At 44.5% G+C, this 16,979-nt stretch carries 16 protein-coding genes; 8 read left to right on the top strand and 8 right to left on the bottom strand.

The genetic code is table 11. The features are described 5' to 3' along the window. The first annotated feature begins 295 nt into the window (after window positions 1-295). From F6J94_RS15710 to F6J94_RS15695, 4 genes are all read left to right on the top strand, one after another. Complete coding sequence (locus F6J94_RS15710) at window positions 296-1,495, top strand: glycosyltransferase (RefSeq protein ID WP_293041806.1); 1,200 nt, start codon at window positions 296-298, stop codon at window positions 1,493-1,495. Between the two features lie 212 nt (window positions 1,496-1,707). Further along, complete coding sequence (locus F6J94_RS15705; protein ID WP_293041803.1) at window positions 1,708-3,396, top strand: glycosyltransferase family 39 protein; 1,689 nt, start codon at window positions 1,708-1,710, stop codon at window positions 3,394-3,396. Between the two features lie 300 nt (window positions 3,397-3,696). After that, window positions 3,697-4,443 (top strand): sulfotransferase family 2 domain-containing protein, encoded by a 747-nt coding sequence (locus F6J94_RS15700; RefSeq protein WP_293041799.1) that lies wholly within the window; start codon window positions 3,697-3,699, stop codon window positions 4,441-4,443. 82 nt (window positions 4,444-4,525) lie between these two features. Beyond that, entirely contained in the window at window positions 4,526-5,434 is a 909-nt protein-coding gene (locus tag F6J94_RS15695; RefSeq protein ID WP_075904680.1) for a CoB--CoM heterodisulfide reductase iron-sulfur subunit B family protein, read from the top strand. Window positions 5,435-5,752: 318 nt separating this feature from the next. Here F6J94_RS15695 and rpmA read toward each other — a convergent pair whose 3' ends face one another. After that, window positions 5,753-6,025 carry a 50S ribosomal protein L27 gene (gene rpmA / locus F6J94_RS15690; protein ID WP_070395797.1) on the bottom strand — a complete coding sequence of 91 codons (273 nt, stop codon included), beginning with the start codon at window positions 6,023-6,025 and terminating at the stop codon, window positions 5,753-5,755. A gap of 362 nt (window positions 6,026-6,387) precedes the next feature. Then, entirely contained in the window at window positions 6,388-6,825 is a 438-nt protein-coding gene (gene rplU / locus F6J94_RS15685) for a 50S ribosomal protein L21 (RefSeq protein ID WP_293021651.1), read from the bottom strand. A gap of 361 nt (window positions 6,826-7,186) precedes the next feature. On the opposite strand from rplU, the gene F6J94_RS15680 reads away from it, so the two are divergent. The 3 genes from F6J94_RS15680 (at window position 7,187) to F6J94_RS15670 (ending at window position 10,001) form a co-directional block, all read left to right on the top strand. Then, window positions 7,187-8,590 carry an alanine/glycine:cation symporter family protein gene (locus F6J94_RS15680; RefSeq protein ID WP_367142218.1) on the top strand — a complete coding sequence of 468 codons (1,404 nt, stop codon included), beginning with the start codon at window positions 7,187-7,189 and terminating at the stop codon, window positions 8,588-8,590. Window positions 8,591-8,640: 50 nt separating this feature from the next. Continuing rightward, the gene (locus F6J94_RS15675; protein WP_293041797.1) at window positions 8,641-9,069 is read left to right on the top strand and encodes a universal stress protein; all 429 of its coding nucleotides are present in this window, start codon (window positions 8,641-8,643) and stop codon (window positions 9,067-9,069) included. A 119-nt stretch (window positions 9,070-9,188) separates the two neighbouring features. Continuing rightward, on the top strand, window positions 9,189-10,001 hold the full coding sequence (locus F6J94_RS15670; RefSeq protein WP_293041795.1) for a carbon-nitrogen hydrolase family protein: 813 nt from the start codon (window positions 9,189-9,191) through the stop codon (window positions 9,999-10,001). A 79-nt stretch (window positions 10,002-10,080) separates the two neighbouring features. Here the strand turns inward: F6J94_RS15670 and aroF are convergent, their stop codons facing one another. The 6 genes from aroF to F6J94_RS15640 all read right to left on the bottom strand — a co-directional run bounded on the left by aroF (window position 10,081) and on the right by F6J94_RS15640 (window position 15,134). Beyond that, window positions 10,081-11,145, bottom strand: coding sequence for a 3-deoxy-7-phosphoheptulonate synthase (gene aroF, locus F6J94_RS15665; protein ID WP_293041793.1), 1,065 nt, complete (start codon window positions 11,143-11,145; stop codon window positions 10,081-10,083). A gap of 518 nt (window positions 11,146-11,663) precedes the next feature. Then, window positions 11,664-12,173, bottom strand: coding sequence for a PAM68 family protein (locus F6J94_RS15660; protein ID WP_293041791.1), 510 nt, complete (start codon window positions 12,171-12,173; stop codon window positions 11,664-11,666). Window positions 12,174-12,208: 35 nt separating this feature from the next. Next, window positions 12,209-12,478, bottom strand: a complete 270-nt coding sequence (gene rpsO / locus F6J94_RS15655; RefSeq protein ID WP_008188496.1) for a 30S ribosomal protein S15 — start codon at window positions 12,476-12,478, stop codon at window positions 12,209-12,211. A 60-nt stretch (window positions 12,479-12,538) separates the two neighbouring features. Beyond that, window positions 12,539-12,994, bottom strand: a complete 456-nt coding sequence (gene ruvX, locus F6J94_RS15650; protein ID WP_293041789.1) for a Holliday junction resolvase RuvX — start codon at window positions 12,992-12,994, stop codon at window positions 12,539-12,541. Window positions 12,995-13,106: 112 nt separating this feature from the next. Beyond that, entirely contained in the window at window positions 13,107-14,345 is a 1,239-nt protein-coding gene (locus tag F6J94_RS15645) for a GNAT family N-acetyltransferase (protein WP_293041787.1), read from the bottom strand. A gap of 486 nt (window positions 14,346-14,831) precedes the next feature. Then, window positions 14,832-15,134 (bottom strand): hypothetical protein, encoded by a 303-nt coding sequence (locus F6J94_RS15640; RefSeq protein ID WP_293041785.1) that lies wholly within the window; start codon window positions 15,132-15,134, stop codon window positions 14,832-14,834. An 856-nt stretch (window positions 15,135-15,990) separates the two neighbouring features. On the opposite strand from F6J94_RS15640, the gene F6J94_RS15635 reads away from it, so the two are divergent. Further along, window positions 15,991-16,979, top strand: a 989-nt coding sequence (locus F6J94_RS15635; protein ID WP_293041782.1) for a DNA polymerase III subunit gamma/tau, incomplete at its 3' end; no start/stop codon positions are given.

Raw genomic sequence — 16,979 nt, 5'->3', positions numbered from 1 at the left:
TAGGGTGGGCAAAAACAGTTTGCTTATGGGTGAGTATTCTAGATTATACTACTTTGCCCACCCTACTTTAATTGGTCTGATAGCTGATAGCTGATAGCTGATAGCTGAATGCTTACGTATTTTGACTAATGACTGATAACTAATGAGTAATCACTAAACTAATGACTAATGCCATAGGCTTGATAGCACTAGGTATTAGGCGCGCTAGACATTAAGTACTAACACCATTAACCCAAAACCTAACAGCTAACATCTAACACCATTAACCAAAAAAAATCCCATCAACCAAAAGAGTATGTCTTTGGATACCAGTAATGACTACACAAAACCAGAAGAATCTGACCTTGGTGATTCTTCCTTATCCTTGGTGATTCCCACCTATAACGAGAGTAGAAACATCGGGGAGCTAATTAGAATCCTGAGCAATTTGCTCGATGAAGCAATACCAAACCAATACGAACTGATTGTAGTAGATGACGATAGTCCCGATCGTACCTGGGAAATCGCCCAGGCTCTGATGTCGGACTATCCACAGTTACAGGTAATTCGCCGTCAGCATGAAAGGGGGTTATCTACAGCAGTTATTCACGGCTGGAAAGCAGGTACTGGAAAAATTTTGGGGGTAATTGATGGGGATTTACAGCATCCACCAGAGATATTATTAAAACTTTTGCTAGCAATGGAGGATGGAGCCGATATAGCCATTGCCAGTCGTCATGTAGACGATGGAGGTGTTAGTGATTGGAGTGTAGTCAGGCGTTTCTTATCCAGAGGTGCTCAACTTTTAGGATTATCGATTTTACCAGAGGTTATCGGTCGTGTCTCTGACCCGATGAGCGGTTATTTTATGGTACGCCGTAGTGCCATTCATGAAAAAGACCTCAATCCTCTAGGGTACAAGATTCTAATTGAAGTGCTAGCTAGGGGAAAAATTGGCCGGATTGCAGAAGTTGGCTATGTATTTCAAGAGAGACTCTCAGGAGAGAGCAAAGTTACCTGGAAACAGTATGTAGACTATATTAGACACTTACTCCGGTTAAGGTTTTCTCTCGGAACCATTGGTCAACTTAGAAAACACATTCCCTTCCCTTTAAAGCGGTTTATTCGTTTTGGCTTAGTGGGATTCAGTGGCGTATTTGTGGATATGACTGTGCTTTACTTACTCCATGACCCTGCTACTTTGGGTTGGGGACTCACCCGCAGTAAAATTATTGCTGCTGAAGCGGCCATTATGAATAACTTTATTTGGAATGATGCCTGGACATTTAGGGATATAGCCAGTCAGCAGTGGGGATGGGGTAAGCGCTTGAAACGGTTTTTGAAGTTCAATCTTGTCTGTTTGATCGGTTTGTGCCTGAATGTGCTGTTGTTGAATCTGTTGTTTAATCTCCTGGAAATTAACTATCTGATTGCAAATGCTATTGCGATCGCAGCAGTTACTTTCTGGAATTTCTGGATTAATCTAAAGCTCAACTGGCGAGTGACCCAAAAATAACGACGTTGCTGAATCTACGAATGAATAGTAGAGTGGGCATCCTGATGAATAGCAGTAGAGTGGGCATCCTGCCCGCCCGAAAACTGTAACAGGCAAGATGCCTGTTCCACGCCTGATGCCCATGCCACCTCACTCTTAAAATAATTCCATTATTCAGCAACTCCAAATTGAATGTACTACATAACAATCAATATCATCTATGGTAAACCTCTATGGTAAACAAATTGCATAAAACTAGTAGATTTACATCAACTTGGTTAGGGGTTTTAATTGTTATCCTGTTGATGCTAGGGATAGTGTTTAGATTCGTCAATCTTGACCAAAAAATATACTGGATTGATGAAACATTTACCTCCCTAAGGATTTCTGGTTATCGATTGTCAGAGATGATCCCAGAAATTTCCAAGGGGGATGCGATCGCTATTAAAGACTTACATAAGTATCAGCAGACAAATCCGGAAAAAAATCTGATTGGTACGATTAAGGGATTAGCGTTTGAAGAACCTCAACATCCCCCATTATATTACGTAATGGCGCGATTTTGGGCGCAGTTATTTGGGAATTCAGTAGCAGTGAGGAGAAGTTTTTCAGCTCTGATCAGCTTGCTGATGTTTCCTGCTATCTATTGGTTATGTCAAGAATTATTCGAGTCGTCCTTGGTGGGATGGGTAGCTATGGCCTTAGTTGCCGTTTCTCCCTTTCAGGTATTGTATGCCCAAGCAGCAAGACAGTATGGCTTATGGAGCGTAACGATTTTGCTATCAAGTGCAGCACTGTTACGGGCAATACGCTTAACTAAACCAAGAAACACCACCAGTAAGATTAAAGACATCCTACACTTTATCTCTACCTGGGGAATTTACGCCCTCACGTTAGTGACAGGATTTTATACCTTTTTATTTTCTATCTTAGTAGCCATCAGCCATGGCATCTATGTACTGGTAACAGAACGGTTCCGCTTCAGTAAAATTATTGTTTACTATGGGCTATCATCGTTAATGGCTTTGATGGTATTTGTCCCTTGGTTACTGGTTTCTAACAGTAACCTTTCTAAGGTATCCAGCAAAACCAAATGGGCACTCAAAGAAGTTCCTTTATCATCATTAGCCCAAACCTGGCTGATTAATATTAATCGGAGTTTCTTTGATCTCAACCAAGGCTTAAATTTACCCAGCGTACTGGTCTCTGTAATAATCTTAATCCTAGTCGGCTATGCCATTTACTTTCTCTGTCGTCATAGTCCCAAACGAGTTAGTCTATTCATCTTGACATTAATTGGAGTTACCGCCTTAGCCCTAGTGCTACCGGATCTAATTTCCGGAGGCAAGCGTTCTAGTGTAACTCGCTATCTAATTCCCTGTTATCTTGGTATTCAGCTAGCAGTTGCTTACCTATTTACTAACAAAATAACTAACAAAGTAACTAGCATTTTTCAGGGAGTATGGCAACAGAAGCTATGGCGACTCGGAATGATTTTGCTACTGTCTGGTGGAATTCTATCCTGTGTGATCAGTTCTCAAGCGGAATTTTGGTGGAACAAGTATACTAGTGCTAACCATACCCAGGTAGCAGCAATTATTAACCAGGCTGACGAACCGCTATTGCTGACAAAAAGTATGGAAGTGATATCGCTATCTTATCTTCTTGACCCCAAAGTTAAGTTTTCCTGGTTAAGCCAGAAATCCGTAAAGATGCCTAATGGCGAAAAAAGCAAACAGTTAATTATCCCCGAAAATACCGATGAATTCAGTGATGTATTTTTATATAATCTATCTAGGGAGTTGCGAGAAAAAATCGAAAAAAAATACAACTATAAATCAGAACTTATTGGCAAATGGAACCATAAACTTGAACCAACTTACGAAATTAAAACGTTTCTGTGGAAACTAGTAAAAGAATAAACCTAAGCATTCAGCTATCAGCCGTCAGCCGTCAGCCGTCAGCTTATTTTATTAAAAAGTACCGATTGCGCTACGCGCACGCTGCGGGAACAGTAGCCTGGCCACAGACCTTTGGCTGATAGCTGATAGCTGATAGCTGATAGCTGATAGCTGATAGCTGATAGCTGATAGCTGATAACTTATAGCTGATAACTTATAGCTGATAACTTATAGCTGATAACTTATAGCTGATAGCTGATAGCTGATAGCTGATAGCTGACGGCTTGTTTATAATAACCCTAGAATAACAGGAGCTTGATCATGGCAATGATTTGCCGTAAATACGGCTTACTCTACCTGATGGCACCGCGAACTGGTTGCACAGCAGTAGAAGATGTCCTGGAAAAAAAGCTAGAAGGCGAACTAGTCCCCGCCCAAGACATCCTAGACGCCAACGGAAAATTTTTGATGCACAGAAGACATCATTCTCTACGAGAGATGTTCAGACGCAATCTTTTGACAGAAAAAGAGGCAGCATCTTATCTAAAATTTAGTTGTATTCGCAACCCTTTTGACAGTTTAGCTTCCGACTATGTAAAAAGAGCCTCAAAATACCAACACTTCATCGCTGACTCCACGTCATGGGTTCACCGTCTACCGGGTTATATAGAAGACATGGAATTTTGCAAAACCCATTCATTTAATGATTGGATTGAGAAACACTATGGCTCTATTTACGGAAATGGACTGAAACGAACCGTTCAATCCCTGGTTCGGAATACTAATCGAAACCGAGTTAAACAGTTTGTAGGTCTTCCTGCTGAACCTTACACACTCTATGGAAACTATACCAAAGGTATGGATAGTGTAATGCGTTTTGAAACCCTTCAGGATGATTTTGACAGAGTCTTGGATAAAGCTGGAGTGCCCTTCAAAGTGCAAATACCAGTGATCAACAAAACTGAAGAAAGAAAGACAGACTATCGAGAGTACTATAATGAGCGGTCGCGAAAAATTGTCCACTACATTTTTGACGAAGAAATAAAGCGCTACGGTTACGAATTTTGAACAAGCTAGTAGCGCTTAGGCCATGAGCTGTTACCCTTGAGCTGATCTCTAACCGTTTTAAGGCGATTAAGTATAAATTACTATGCCATCTGCTACGCTCAAATATGCCTATTTCCCCGGCTGTGTTGCTCAAGGAGCCTGTGGAGAACTATACCAATCTACCTCAGCCTTAACCCAAGCGCTAGGAATTGAACTGATTGAGTTGAAAAAAGCTGCTTGTTGTGGTTCTGGAACCTTCAAAGAAGATTCCCAACTCCTAGAAGACACTGTTAACGCTCGCAACATCGCCCTAGCTGAGGAGCTGAATCTACCCCTGTTAACCCATTGCAGCACCTGTCAGGGAGTAATTGGTCATGTAGATGAACGTTTAAAGGAATTCCAACAGACCGATACCACTTATGTGCAAAAAGTGAATGGCTTGCTGAAAAAAGAAGGCTGTTCTCCTTACAAAGGCACTACGGAAGTCAAGCATTTACTGTGGGCATTGGTGGCAGATTACGGCATGGAAGCCCTAGCAGCACAGGTCAGTCGCAAGCTCACTGGACTCAAATGTGCTGCATTCTATGGTTGTTATTTGCTGCGAGCTCAGACATCCATCCCCTACGATGACCCAGTGCATCCAGAATCCATGGAAACTGTATTTCGCACCGTAGGAGCAACACCTGTATATTACCGAGGTCGTACTCAATGTTGTGGTTGGCCAATTTCTAGTTATGCCACAGAACAATCCTTCAAGATGGCAGGGAGCCATATTCAAGAAGCCTTGGATGCTGGTGCGGACTGCATGGTGACCCCTTGTCCGTTGTGTCATCTTAATCTGGATTCCCGTCAACCGGAGGTAGAAAAGGTGATTGGGCGTCAATTAAGGTTACCAGTATTGCATTTACCCCAGTTAGTTGCCCTAGCCCTAGGGGTTAGTCCAAAGCAACTGGGTTTAGAACGGCACGTGGTTTCGACCGCACCTGTACTAAAGAAGTTGGGGCATACTTGACTAGTTATAGCGCTACGCGCAAGGGCAAGAGGCAAGAGGCAAAAGTTTACTACAAAAGCGTTTCAGCTTCTATCAATGTCCTAACTTTAATGCGTAGTGCTATATCATATCCCTTATCGGGTAATGGGTAGCTACCTGTAGGGTGGGCAAGGTTTTGCCCACCCTACCCATGTATTCTGTGCGTAAGTCCTGACCTTTTGTTTTTGCCAGACACATTTTCAAGAGAAAAGCACCCCCTCGGGGGTGCCTCATCAGTTACCATCAACAGCAGCCAACTGCTGATGGAGGGATTTCAGTCTCAACTATAAACCGTTGTATCTAAGCTGATGCTTCGGTTTCAACCGGGTAAACGCTGACTTTTTTTTGGCTTTTACCCCTTCTTTCAAAAGTGACTATGCCATCAGCTATTGCAAATAGGGTGTCATCACCACCGCGACCAACATTGGTACCAGGGTGAAACTTAGTACCTCGCTGACGTACCAAAATGTTGCCAGCCTTGACAAACTGACCACCGTAGCGCTTGACCCCTAGGCGTTTGGAATTAGAGTCACGACCGTTACGAGTACTTCCTGTTCCTTTCTTATGAGCCATAATGTTCCTTTATATTTCAGTGTTTGTACGGGAATTTTGAGGGAATTTTGCCCTATCCACAGGTCTGAAAGATAAAAATAACATACCTATCAAACTGCAGAGGATGGGAATCACGCTCCTAGGGTGTGTCTTCTTGCCTCGGAGATCCCCCGTTGGTCCCCCTTAAAAAAGGGGGACTTTGACTATGGCTCCCCCCTTTTTTAAGGGGGGCTGGGGGGGATCTAAATCTTGCGGAAAACTTTGAAAACACGCCCTAATTAGTTTCCATATTAGTTTCCATCCCTACCGCTATGGCATAGGGGGTTTCCACTGGGGAGCTGATCCAAGCATCCTTACCCATCATCTAAACTATTCCGGATTAACTATTCCGGAGCAGTTTCAGCCGTTTCCTGAGTTGCCGGTGCTTCAGTTGCTGCTGCTTCAGGGGCAGTTTCTGCTGAGACTGGTGTTTCCTCTGCTTTGGACACCGAGGCGAGCACAGAACCATTCATACTAATAGCATCAATCATCAGACGGGTTTTTTCCTGTCTGTGTCCCCGCTTCTTACGGGTTTTCTTCTTGGGCTGCATTTTGTAGACGATGATTTTGCGATCGCGAAAGTGTCGCATCACCGTTCCTTGTACGGTTGCTCCTTCAACTAAGGGCTGACCGATGCTGATTTCACCATCATGATTAACGAACAGGACTTTGTCGATGGTGACATTTTGCTCTGGTTCAACGTGCAGTAATTCGATGTCGTAAAAGCGACCCGGTTCGACTCGCAGTTGCTTGCCACCAGTTTCGATAATTGCGTAGGTCATGGATTTGTTTTTCTAGAGTTGCCGTACAGGTAGCTGGTTAGTGTTTGTTCCGATGGATAGGATTTCTTGCTTGTGCCAGCTTTTGTTATGCCTTCACCTGATCCGAGCAGGAATCGACACGTAATCTATTATTATCTTTGATTAGTTAGTCTTTGTCAAGACCATAACCGTGAATCTTGACAGCAAATCTAGCACTAGGGTAACCTTACTACTGATTAGATTTGGTGTCCAGTTTTTGGTAAGTCCTGGTAAATTTGTAAAGAAGTATTGCTAAAAGACGTTGACACTAAATCCTATTTTTTTCAATTTACCCACTTTAGCTGTAGCAGCAAACAACTCGGTTCTAACTCACCTCACCGGTATTGTTAACCAAATCTTAAATGGCATATCTAATGTACTCTTCTTTAGCATCAGTGGTATGCCACTGATTGTCTTGTGGCTAGTCTGTGGTAGCCTATTCTTCACCTTCCGGATGAACTTCATCAACATCTGGGGATTTCGACACGCCATTGATATAGCCTTAGGCAAATACGAGCAACCCAACCAAAACGGTGAAATCTCTTCCTTTCAAGCTCTATCAACTGCCCTATCCGCTGGTGTTGGACTCGGTAGCATTGGCGGTGTTGCTTTTGCCATCAGTATCGGAGGACCAGGAGCTGCGTTATGGATGACCCTTGCCGGGTTATTGGCCATGAGCAGTAAATTTGTAGAATGTACCCTGGCTCAAAAATATCGAGTGGTCAGACCAGACGGAACCATAGCTGGTGGTCCAATGTATTACCTCTCGGCTGGTTTAGCGGAAATGGGATATCAAAAACTCGGCAAAATTGTGAGCCTCGTATTCTGCATCTTTGCCATTGCTGGGTCATTTGGTGGTTCAAGCATGTTTCAAGCTAACCAATCCTTTGAAGTAATGGCCAGCGTAGTCCCCTGGCTGATTAATCGAGGCTGGGTTTATGGCTTAATTATGGTTGGCCTAGTGACATTGGTGATTATTGGTGGCATTCAACGTATTGGCTTAGTGGCTGGTACCATCGTACCCGTCATGTGTGGGATCTACATTTTGACATCCCTCTGGATTCTGATTGTCAATTTTTCCAGCATCCCATCTGCAATCGAAACTATTGTGACAGAAGCCTTGTCTCCCCAAGCCGTTGAGGGAGGTTTGATTGGGGTGTTAGTACAGGGATTAAGGCGTTCAACCTTTACTAATGAGGCAGGTATTGGTACATCTGCCATTGCTCACGCCGCTGCCAGGACTGAGGAACCAGTGCGGGAAGGCATTATAGCCCTACTCGAACCTTTTATTGTTACTGTGGTCATCTGCAATATGACTTCTTTAGTAATAGTCATCACTGGAGTATACAAAAATTCTGAGTTTGCTGAGTTCGGTGGTGCCGAAATGACCGCCGCTGCTTTTGGTAGTGTCATTAGTTGGTTTCCCATCCTCCTAGCAATATCTGTGTTCTTTTTTGCTTTCTCTACTATGATTTCATGGAGTTACTATGGTGAAATATGTTGGGATTATTTGTTTGGTTCGAGAACGTTAATTGTCTACAAATTATTATTTTTAATCACCATCTTTATTGGAGCTGTGGCTAACCCAGAAGCAGTCATTAATTTCAGTGATAGTATGCTTCATGCTATGGGTTTACCTAATCTTTTCGGTGCTTACTTCCTCTGTAGCAAAGTAGCCACTGAACTTAAAGACTATATGGATCGCTTGAATTCTGGGAAAATAGTTCCCGTAACTCAATCTTCTTAGAAGATTAGTATTTATAATTTTTTTAAACAAGCCATAGGAGTCAATAATCTATGAGCTTATTTGCCACCGACCGTGTACTTGTACCCATTGATTTTTCTGAAACCTCCTTTGAGGCATTAGCAAAAACTATAGACTTTGTCAAGGATGCATCTCATATATACGTTATCCATGTTCTCCCCCCTCTCAACCCTGCTGAACCGGGAGTGATGTGGCGTACAGTAGATAACCAGACTCGTAAATCCCATGTGGAAAAGGTACTTTCTGACAGATTCAAGGAACCTCAATACGAAGGAATCCATGTCCACATCACCATCGGAAATCCTGCCTCAAACATCATCGACTACGCCAGGGAACAAGCCATTGATCTGATTGTGATCCCATCTCATGGCTACACTGGTCTGAAACGATTTGTTTTGGGGTCAGTAGCTGAGCGAGTCGTTCGATTTGCCCATTGTCCAGTGCTGGTTCTGCGACGGTAAGTCTAACAGTGATTAAATTTTTTTAATTTGGTTTGGGGCATTCTGGGGAAAATATAGAAAATAGATTTAAGATCAGATTTAATATCTCTTTATATTGAAAACTCTAGGGTTCAATCATAATGAAGTGCTATCTTGCAGCTGCCATTCAAATGACTAGCTCCCCTGACCTAGAACAAAACCTAGTCCAGGCAGAAGAACTGATCGACCTAGCCGTGCGTCGTGGTGCTGAGCTGATTAGCTTACCAGAAAACTTTTCTTTTCTTGGTACAGAGGAAGACAAAATTACTCACGCTGATGCGATCGCAGAGCAAAGTGAACAATTCATCAAAACTATGGCGCAACGGTTCCAAGTCACTATCCTTGGTGGTGGCTTTCCGGTACCAGTGGGTAGTAGTAAAGTCTACAATACTGCCCTACTCATCGGTTCGAGTGGCAATGAACTAGCTCGCTACCATAAGGCTCATCTATTTGATGTTAACCTTCCTGATGGGAATACCTATCGAGAATCAGAGACAGTTAAGGCTGGAACTGAACTACCCAAGGTCTACCCGTCCCCAGAATTCGGCAATTTGGGACTCTCTGTGTGTTATGATGTTCGATTCTCGGAACTCTACCGACACTTATCCCAGAATGGAGCGGATGTATTGTTTGTGCCTGCTGCCTTCACCGCTTACACTGGCAAAGACCATTGGCAGGTTCTGCTCCAAGCTAGAGCCATAGAAAACACCTGCTATGTGATTGCCCCAGCCCAAACTGGTCGTCACTATGCCATGCGCTACACCCATGGTCATGCGATGATAGTGGACCCTTGGGGGGTGATCTTGGCAGATGCTGGAGACACACCAGGAGTTGCGATCGCAGAAATTGACCCAAACCGTCTCCAACAAGTCCGCCAACAGATGCCTTGTCTAGAACACAGAGTCTTTGTTTGATTAGTTCTTAGTCTTAATTAACCTGAGTTCTAGATAAAGTTGGTTATGTCGAACTCAGGTCATCACTAAGAACTAACTACTAATGACTAGCAACAGCCACAGCAGATTGAGGCCAACGCCCTACGGCTTGACCGATTACCGCCATTTCTTTCACCAACTCATCAAACCGATTCGGTGTCAAGGATTGTGGTCCATCAGACAGAGCTTTAGCGGGGTTGGGGTGAACTTCGATCATCAACGAGTCAGTTCCAGCTGCGATCGCAGCTTTTGCCATAGCTGGAACATAATCAGACTTCCCTGTGCCGTGACTGGGGTCAATCATAATCGGCAAGTGAGTTAGGAGTCGTAAGACTGGCAGTACTGAAAGATCTAGGGTATTCCGGCTGTATTTACGGTCAAATGTCCGAATTCCCCGTTCACAAAGAATCACATTAGAATTGCCCGCTGCTAGGATATATTCAGCAGCCATCAACCACTCATCAATAGTTGCTGACATGCCCCGCTTCAGGAGTACTGGCTTATCTTGAGCCCCCACTTTTTTCAGTAGGGCAAAGTTCTGCATATTACGGGCACCCACTTGCAGAACATCCGCTACCTTACCAATTTTGTCCACATCAGCAGTGTCCATCACTTCGGTAATGATGCCCAAGCCACTTGCTTCCCGTGCCTTGGCTAGCAAATCCAAGGCACTTTCGCCATGACCCTGGAACGAATAGGGGGATGTCCGGGGTTTGTAGGCACCTCCCCGCAGGAACTTGGCTCCTGATGCCTTAACCCTGCGTGCTGTTTCGACGATCATTTCCTCGTTTTCCACGGAGCACGGACCAGCAACAATCACCAAGGGATGGTGTTCACCGAATACCACTGGCCCATTGGGCGTTGGCACTAGCACCTCACTGGCTTCCCCATGACGATACTGACGGCTAGCCCGTTTAAACGGTTGCTCTACCCGCAGTACCTGTTCTATCCACGGACTAATTTCCTGAATTTGTAGGGGGTCTAAAGAAGCGGTGTCACCAACTAGACCCAACACTACTTTATGCTTACCAACAATTTTTTCTGGAGTCAGCCCCCATTGGCTCAATTCTTGGCTAAGGCGAGTCACCTCGACTTCTGGAGAGCCTACCTTCATGACTACTATCATAAAAAAAATCCTCGTGAGTTTATAAACCCCGCGTCTCATGACCGGGGATGAAAAACGAGCCGACTAAGAGCCGATTAATTTGTTGTACATCTAAACAAGGATAATTCTAAGGCTTAAACCCAAGATTTCCGTTAGAGTGTCTAATACAACTAGATTCTTAACAGCTTAGGGATTTTAGCCCCAGTCAGGGAATGTGGGTCGGAGATGGTCGAGTTCCTACCCTTTGCTGTTGACAGAGTACTTTCTTATTCTATAGAACACTTTCTGGCTCTATATATGCCTTTTTGACTTATATTTATATTTCAATAGTCGCGATATCTGCTTGAACCAAAATTTTGATCAAATTACCCTTGTAGAATCTTGGATTTAGGCGGAAGAACGCAAAAAATATAACTAATTAATATAACAATATGTTAATTAACATAACAAATTACTTGCCCAGGTTAGTTAGGAAGCGAAAAAGTGCTTCCTACCTGGTAACCTTATCCCCAAACTGAGACCATAGGCTCCCCAAAGGGTTAACTCTTCGTCTTAGCAGCACGCCATGCTGATGTCAATCTGCCTAGGTTAGTGCTGAACTCTTGCCAACCAAAAAAAGTTCCTGGTGTATCTTCCTCCCACGAAGCAGATAGAAGACCATAGCTCAACCCCAACACACCTAGACCAAAGCATCCCATACTCACCATAATCACTGCCACATGGGGTAACTCTACCCCAACCTTTGTGATCAATAAATAGCTAACCACAAATGTAGCTATCCCTAAGAAACTGGGAATACCACACATTAGAGCCATCCGACGCACCATCCGTTTACTGACCACATCTGGGATTGCCATTGAGTCATTTGAGGCAGCCGTTGGCTTATCTTGCTTCTTCTGTTGCTTCTTCTCTTGCTTGACAGTAGTTTTACTGGGTTTTTCCTTAGGAGTAGTTTGGGGATTTGTTGATGAATTTTGGGCTTTAGGGTTCTTTTTGCGCTTTTGACGTGGTTCAAAAGGCAATCGCTCCCGTGACGGTTCAGTAGACATAAACTTTTTTCCACTAGGGTCCGTTCAACTAGGGTCTAACCCCGAATACCTAAGCGCTCAATCAATTTTTGATACCGTTGTTGATCGTCTTGACGAATATAGCTAAGTAAGCGCTTGCGGCGACCGATCATCTTCAATAATCCCCGTCTAGACGAGTAATCTTTTTTGTGGCTTTGTAGATGGAGACTTAATGTATTGATACGCTCAGTCAGGATAGCCACTTGCACCTCTGCCGAACCAGTGTCAGTTTCATGAACCTGGTAGCCATTAATAATTTCAGTTTTACGTTCTTGAGTTAGACTCATCGATAAAGTTTAATTAGTATAAGTCAACAGTTTTCTATTCTATCACCATCAAGAAGGGATTCAATCCACCGACGGTGGGGGATTTTGATGGTTAGCTGAACGCCGCCTATCTAACCACTGTTGTAGGATAATAGCAGCAGCGTGACGGTCAATCAGTCCTTTATTTTGGGTAAGCGATCGCTTACTCGCCTTGAGTCTGGATTCAGCCTCCCAAGAGGTAAGCCGTTCATCCATATACTCTACCGGCAGCTGGAGTGCTGCTGCTAATCGCGTCGCCAATTTTTGCACCTTTCGTGCCTGGAAACCCAGAGTCCCATCCATCGAATAAGGCAAACCTACCACCAGTACCTGCACTTCTCTGGTTTCAACTAAATCTCGCAGTTGGTCAACATCCCGTTGAAAGGAGGTACGTTCAATGGTAGTTAAACCAGTAGCAATCAAACCCGTCCCATCACAACCCGCCACACCAATACGTTTGCTTCCCAAATCCAATCCCAGTGCTGAAATTCTTTCCATAACTTAAGCTCCTATGCTATCCATTTTTAGTCAAAGAGCGAATTTGGGGAATGGCACATTAGGTATGGGGCATCTGTAAATTAGCTTTTATAACCCAAGTGGGGATAACTAACTACTTCTGCGGTGAAGATTTAACTGACACCCTCTCCTCTTGAGAGACTACACTGGAGGACTGGGAAACCCCAATGGAGACCTTTTTTACCTTAGCACGGTGTTTCTTCGATGGGGATTGTGACCAGGATATGCGGCTGGGGATTGGAGTTCGAGCTGGCTGTAGCCCCTGAAGCACATCAGATAACTCAAAAGTAACAGACTTGGTTTCCCGCAACTTATGCCAGACGGAACGGGACATCAGCAGAGTATGCTCAATCCGTTCTGCTCCCAGCTGAGCTAGATACTCTTCCTGCTCAGCTTGATAGTCAGCCGTTGCCAGATTTAGGGATTGGGAAGGCAGTTTTTGAGCAATCCGTGCTATCTGAGACAGTAACTCTGGATATAGGTAATTGTAGGCTGGATGAACTGTTAACTCAGCTGAGTTGGTACGGTTACCATCACGGCACAGTCGCAGCCGAAAATAGCCAACGGCGACTTTACGCTGTGGTTCAAATACATAGGCACTGATTACTTCAGTATGATTTAGCCACTGCCACAGTGAATCAATGATTTTCCGTGACATACTGGTTTGAAAATCCTGAATATGGCGGTCAAAAACCTTACGCACTATTGGTGGCATTGATGCCGTATCCAGCTGATAGAGCAACTGAGCATCTGCGTTACTGACAGGCAACAGGTTCGGCAAATCTGGTTCACGAACCGCCAATTTTTCCAGCAGTTTTGGCTCAATCGCCCAATAGGTCATCTGAGCTAGGGGCTGGAATCCGTTTTGCCGATACAGAGCCAGTGAACTTTTATGATTGATATTGACTTCCAATAACCAAGTTCGCGCTTGCCAAATTTTTTCAAAGCAATAGCGCAACAGAGCCGAGCCAATGTCTCGAGTTGCCAGGGTGTTACTTACTAGAGGAGTGTTGGCATCAACTAACACCTGCTCCACCCGCCAAGTACTACGGGTGTGATTAAATGGGGAAATTTTGATCAGTCCGCGCAGCTGTTGGAGTTGCTCAGCCACATAGATACAAAAACTGTACTGGTAGGGGTTGGGAAACCAACTCAAAAACTTCAGCAACCAATACCAGCGTCTAACTTGCTTAAGTGGCTGTTGGTCAACTGATGGGCAGATCTTACTCTGCTCATCAGTTGCCTGTTGCAGTAGCTTCTCAATTGCTGCCAAATCATGGTATTGAAATGGGCGGATCAAATTCTTCGGGTTTTCCGAGACAGGTGAAGTCATTTTGGGTACGGATGCCATGAAGCTGCTCGCTCTGTTTGACCCATGTTCTTGCGCTGTAACCTACATTTGCAAGACTAGGGTTACTGCCAATATATTAGCTATTTTCCCATCATCCCAGTTGTAACAAGAGATATAACTAATATTAGGTGCGCTCTTACCATTAATAATTAAATTTGCCGAAAGGTGCGCTAACGGGCGCGCACCTCAAGTTGTGTTCATGGGATTAACTCCACCAGTGGGACTGTTGAGTGTTAAGTGTTAATCCTTAACCGTAAGTCAAGGGTCAACACTCAACATAGTCTCAACATAGGTAAGCTATCAGCTAAAGGCCTTTGGCCACGGGTGCGCGTTCAGCTATGGGCCTGTGGCCACAGTACTTGAGGTGCGAACAGCTTTTGAATCAAATAACTTGACCGCTGACCGCTGAGTGCTTACCAACATAGTCTCAAGGTAGTATACTTAGCCCCTATCTAGGTATTGTAAGGCTTAGTCTTCATCCATTATTTTCCCTTTGTCTACCCGTTCTAACTGCCACAGAATTTGATTACCTTCACGCCTGACCCTGGACACAACCCAGTTGCGCCAAGACCAGTGGTTCCCCCGACTGGTGACAGCGCTGGCGTTGACATCCATTAAATCCGCCAGTTCAGAACTACTAATCAGGTAGCCTTGGCTGGCAATTTCATCTGCGATGTGTAGAGTTTCTACCAGATTACGCAGTTGAGCAACTCTCACCTCGCGGGGTAATTCGTCAGTAGTACTAACAGAAGAAGAAATAGCTGATTCCATAATTAAAACAGAAGATGATATATATCGATGAGGTGGAAATGCTCGATTATATAGTTTACGTAAGCTAACCGATCAGTCAGTAGTATGGGAATCTGATATCCCTGTTACTATCTTTGGTGAAAGATTACCACCGAAGATAAAGGTTTAACAAAACCCTCTCTCCAGCAATCCCTCATAAGACCCTTATCTGTCTTGCCTAAAATTAAAACACTATTAGCTAAACCGTGAGAAGCCCCGCACAATACCTGATAGGGTAAGTGTCGTATGGGAAGCGCGGGGCAAGGGTCGGAACGTCGAAATGCCAATGCGATATACTACCGATAGTAGGGAAAAACAAATTAAGAGCTAACCGCCACCTACGTGCCTGTACCTTTACAACCTGGAATATGGGGTGACCTTCAGAAAAAACTTGATAGTTTGAGTTATCTGTGGATGGGTAAAATTCCAGCAGTACTTTGGTTAATGAACTTTTTTTGTATTGTTCCGGCGGGTCGGGGCATCCCGGAGGCGAAACCTTAGAAGAGGGCAGCCTTAATCATAAAGTTTTAACCCTTTACCCATAGCCGACTAACCATAAAGGCCAGAGACGCGCGCCTTAGACAGGGTCGCCTTATAACAATAGCCTTAACCCTTTTACCCATAGCCTGCCGACCATAAAGGCGACCCTGTCTTACGGTAACTTCAAACCCTCTTCTTGCGGTAACTTCTGACCGTGTCGTTAATAAAGTAACCCGTGTAACCTAAGCAGTAGCTGGTGTTGGTAAGAAGCCCGCACTGTCCCGTGCTTGGCAGCGTCGGGAGTATGTCACTAAAACACTACTAGACCAATCCGGTAAGCCCCCCACAGCAGAAAGTCGTGAGCTACGAACCCCTACATCACAAATATCGTCCCCAGAGATTTGCGGATTTAGTGGGGCAAGATGCGATCGCAAAAACCCTAACCAATGCCATCGAGAGTGAGCGCATTGCCCCTGCCTATTTGTTTACTGGCCCTAGAGGTACGGGAAAAACCTCTTCGGCACGGATTTTAGCTAAGTCTCTCAACTGTCTCAAGAGTCCTTTGCCAACTCCATTTCCTTGTGGTGAATGTCACGTCTGCCGTGAGATCGCTGGTGGTTTATCCTTGGATGTGACTGAGATGGACGCAGCTAGTCATACCGGTGTAGATAAGATCAGGGAAATCATTGAACGGGCTCAATTTGCCCCAGTCCAGTGTCGCTACAAAGTGTATGTGATCGATGAATGCCATATGCTTAGTACCGCAGCCTTCAACTCCCTTCTCAAAACCCTGGAAGAACCGCCGGAGCGGGTAGTCTTCATCTTGGCTACCACAGACCCTCAACGGGTATTACCCACCATTATTTCCCGCTGCCAACGTTTTGATTTTCGCCGCATTCCCCTAGAGGCAATGGTGTCTCATCTGAAGGCTATTGCAGTTAACGAAAATATCGCTATTACACCAGATGCCTTAACCCTAGTGGCACAAGTGGCTCAAGGGGGGCTCCGGGATGCAGAAAGTTTGCTAGATCAACTGAGTTTGTTAGATGAACAGGTCACGGTAGAGCAGGTTTGGGATTTAGTGGGGGCAGTACCTGAACAAGACTTGCTGGCATTGCTAAACGCGATCGCATCTTCTGAAGCAGTAGCAGTACTAGAACAATGTGGCTATCTGATCGATAGAGGTCGAGAGCCCCTAGTTATCCTACAAAATCTCGCTAGCTTCTACCGAGATTTGTTGATTGCTAAAACTGCTCCTGCTCGTAATAATTTATCAGCCATCACCCTTCCAACCTGGCAGAAGCTGTGTGAGTTAGCTAAACAGCTTGATGTGGAGAGTATTTTACA

This window comes from Moorena sp. SIO1F2, from assembly GCF_010672755.1.
Taxonomy (GTDB): domain Bacteria; phylum Cyanobacteriota; class Cyanobacteriia; order Cyanobacteriales; family Coleofasciculaceae; genus Moorena.
Note: the sequence above shows the minus strand (reverse complement) of the source record. Positions and strands in the feature narration are given on the sequence as shown.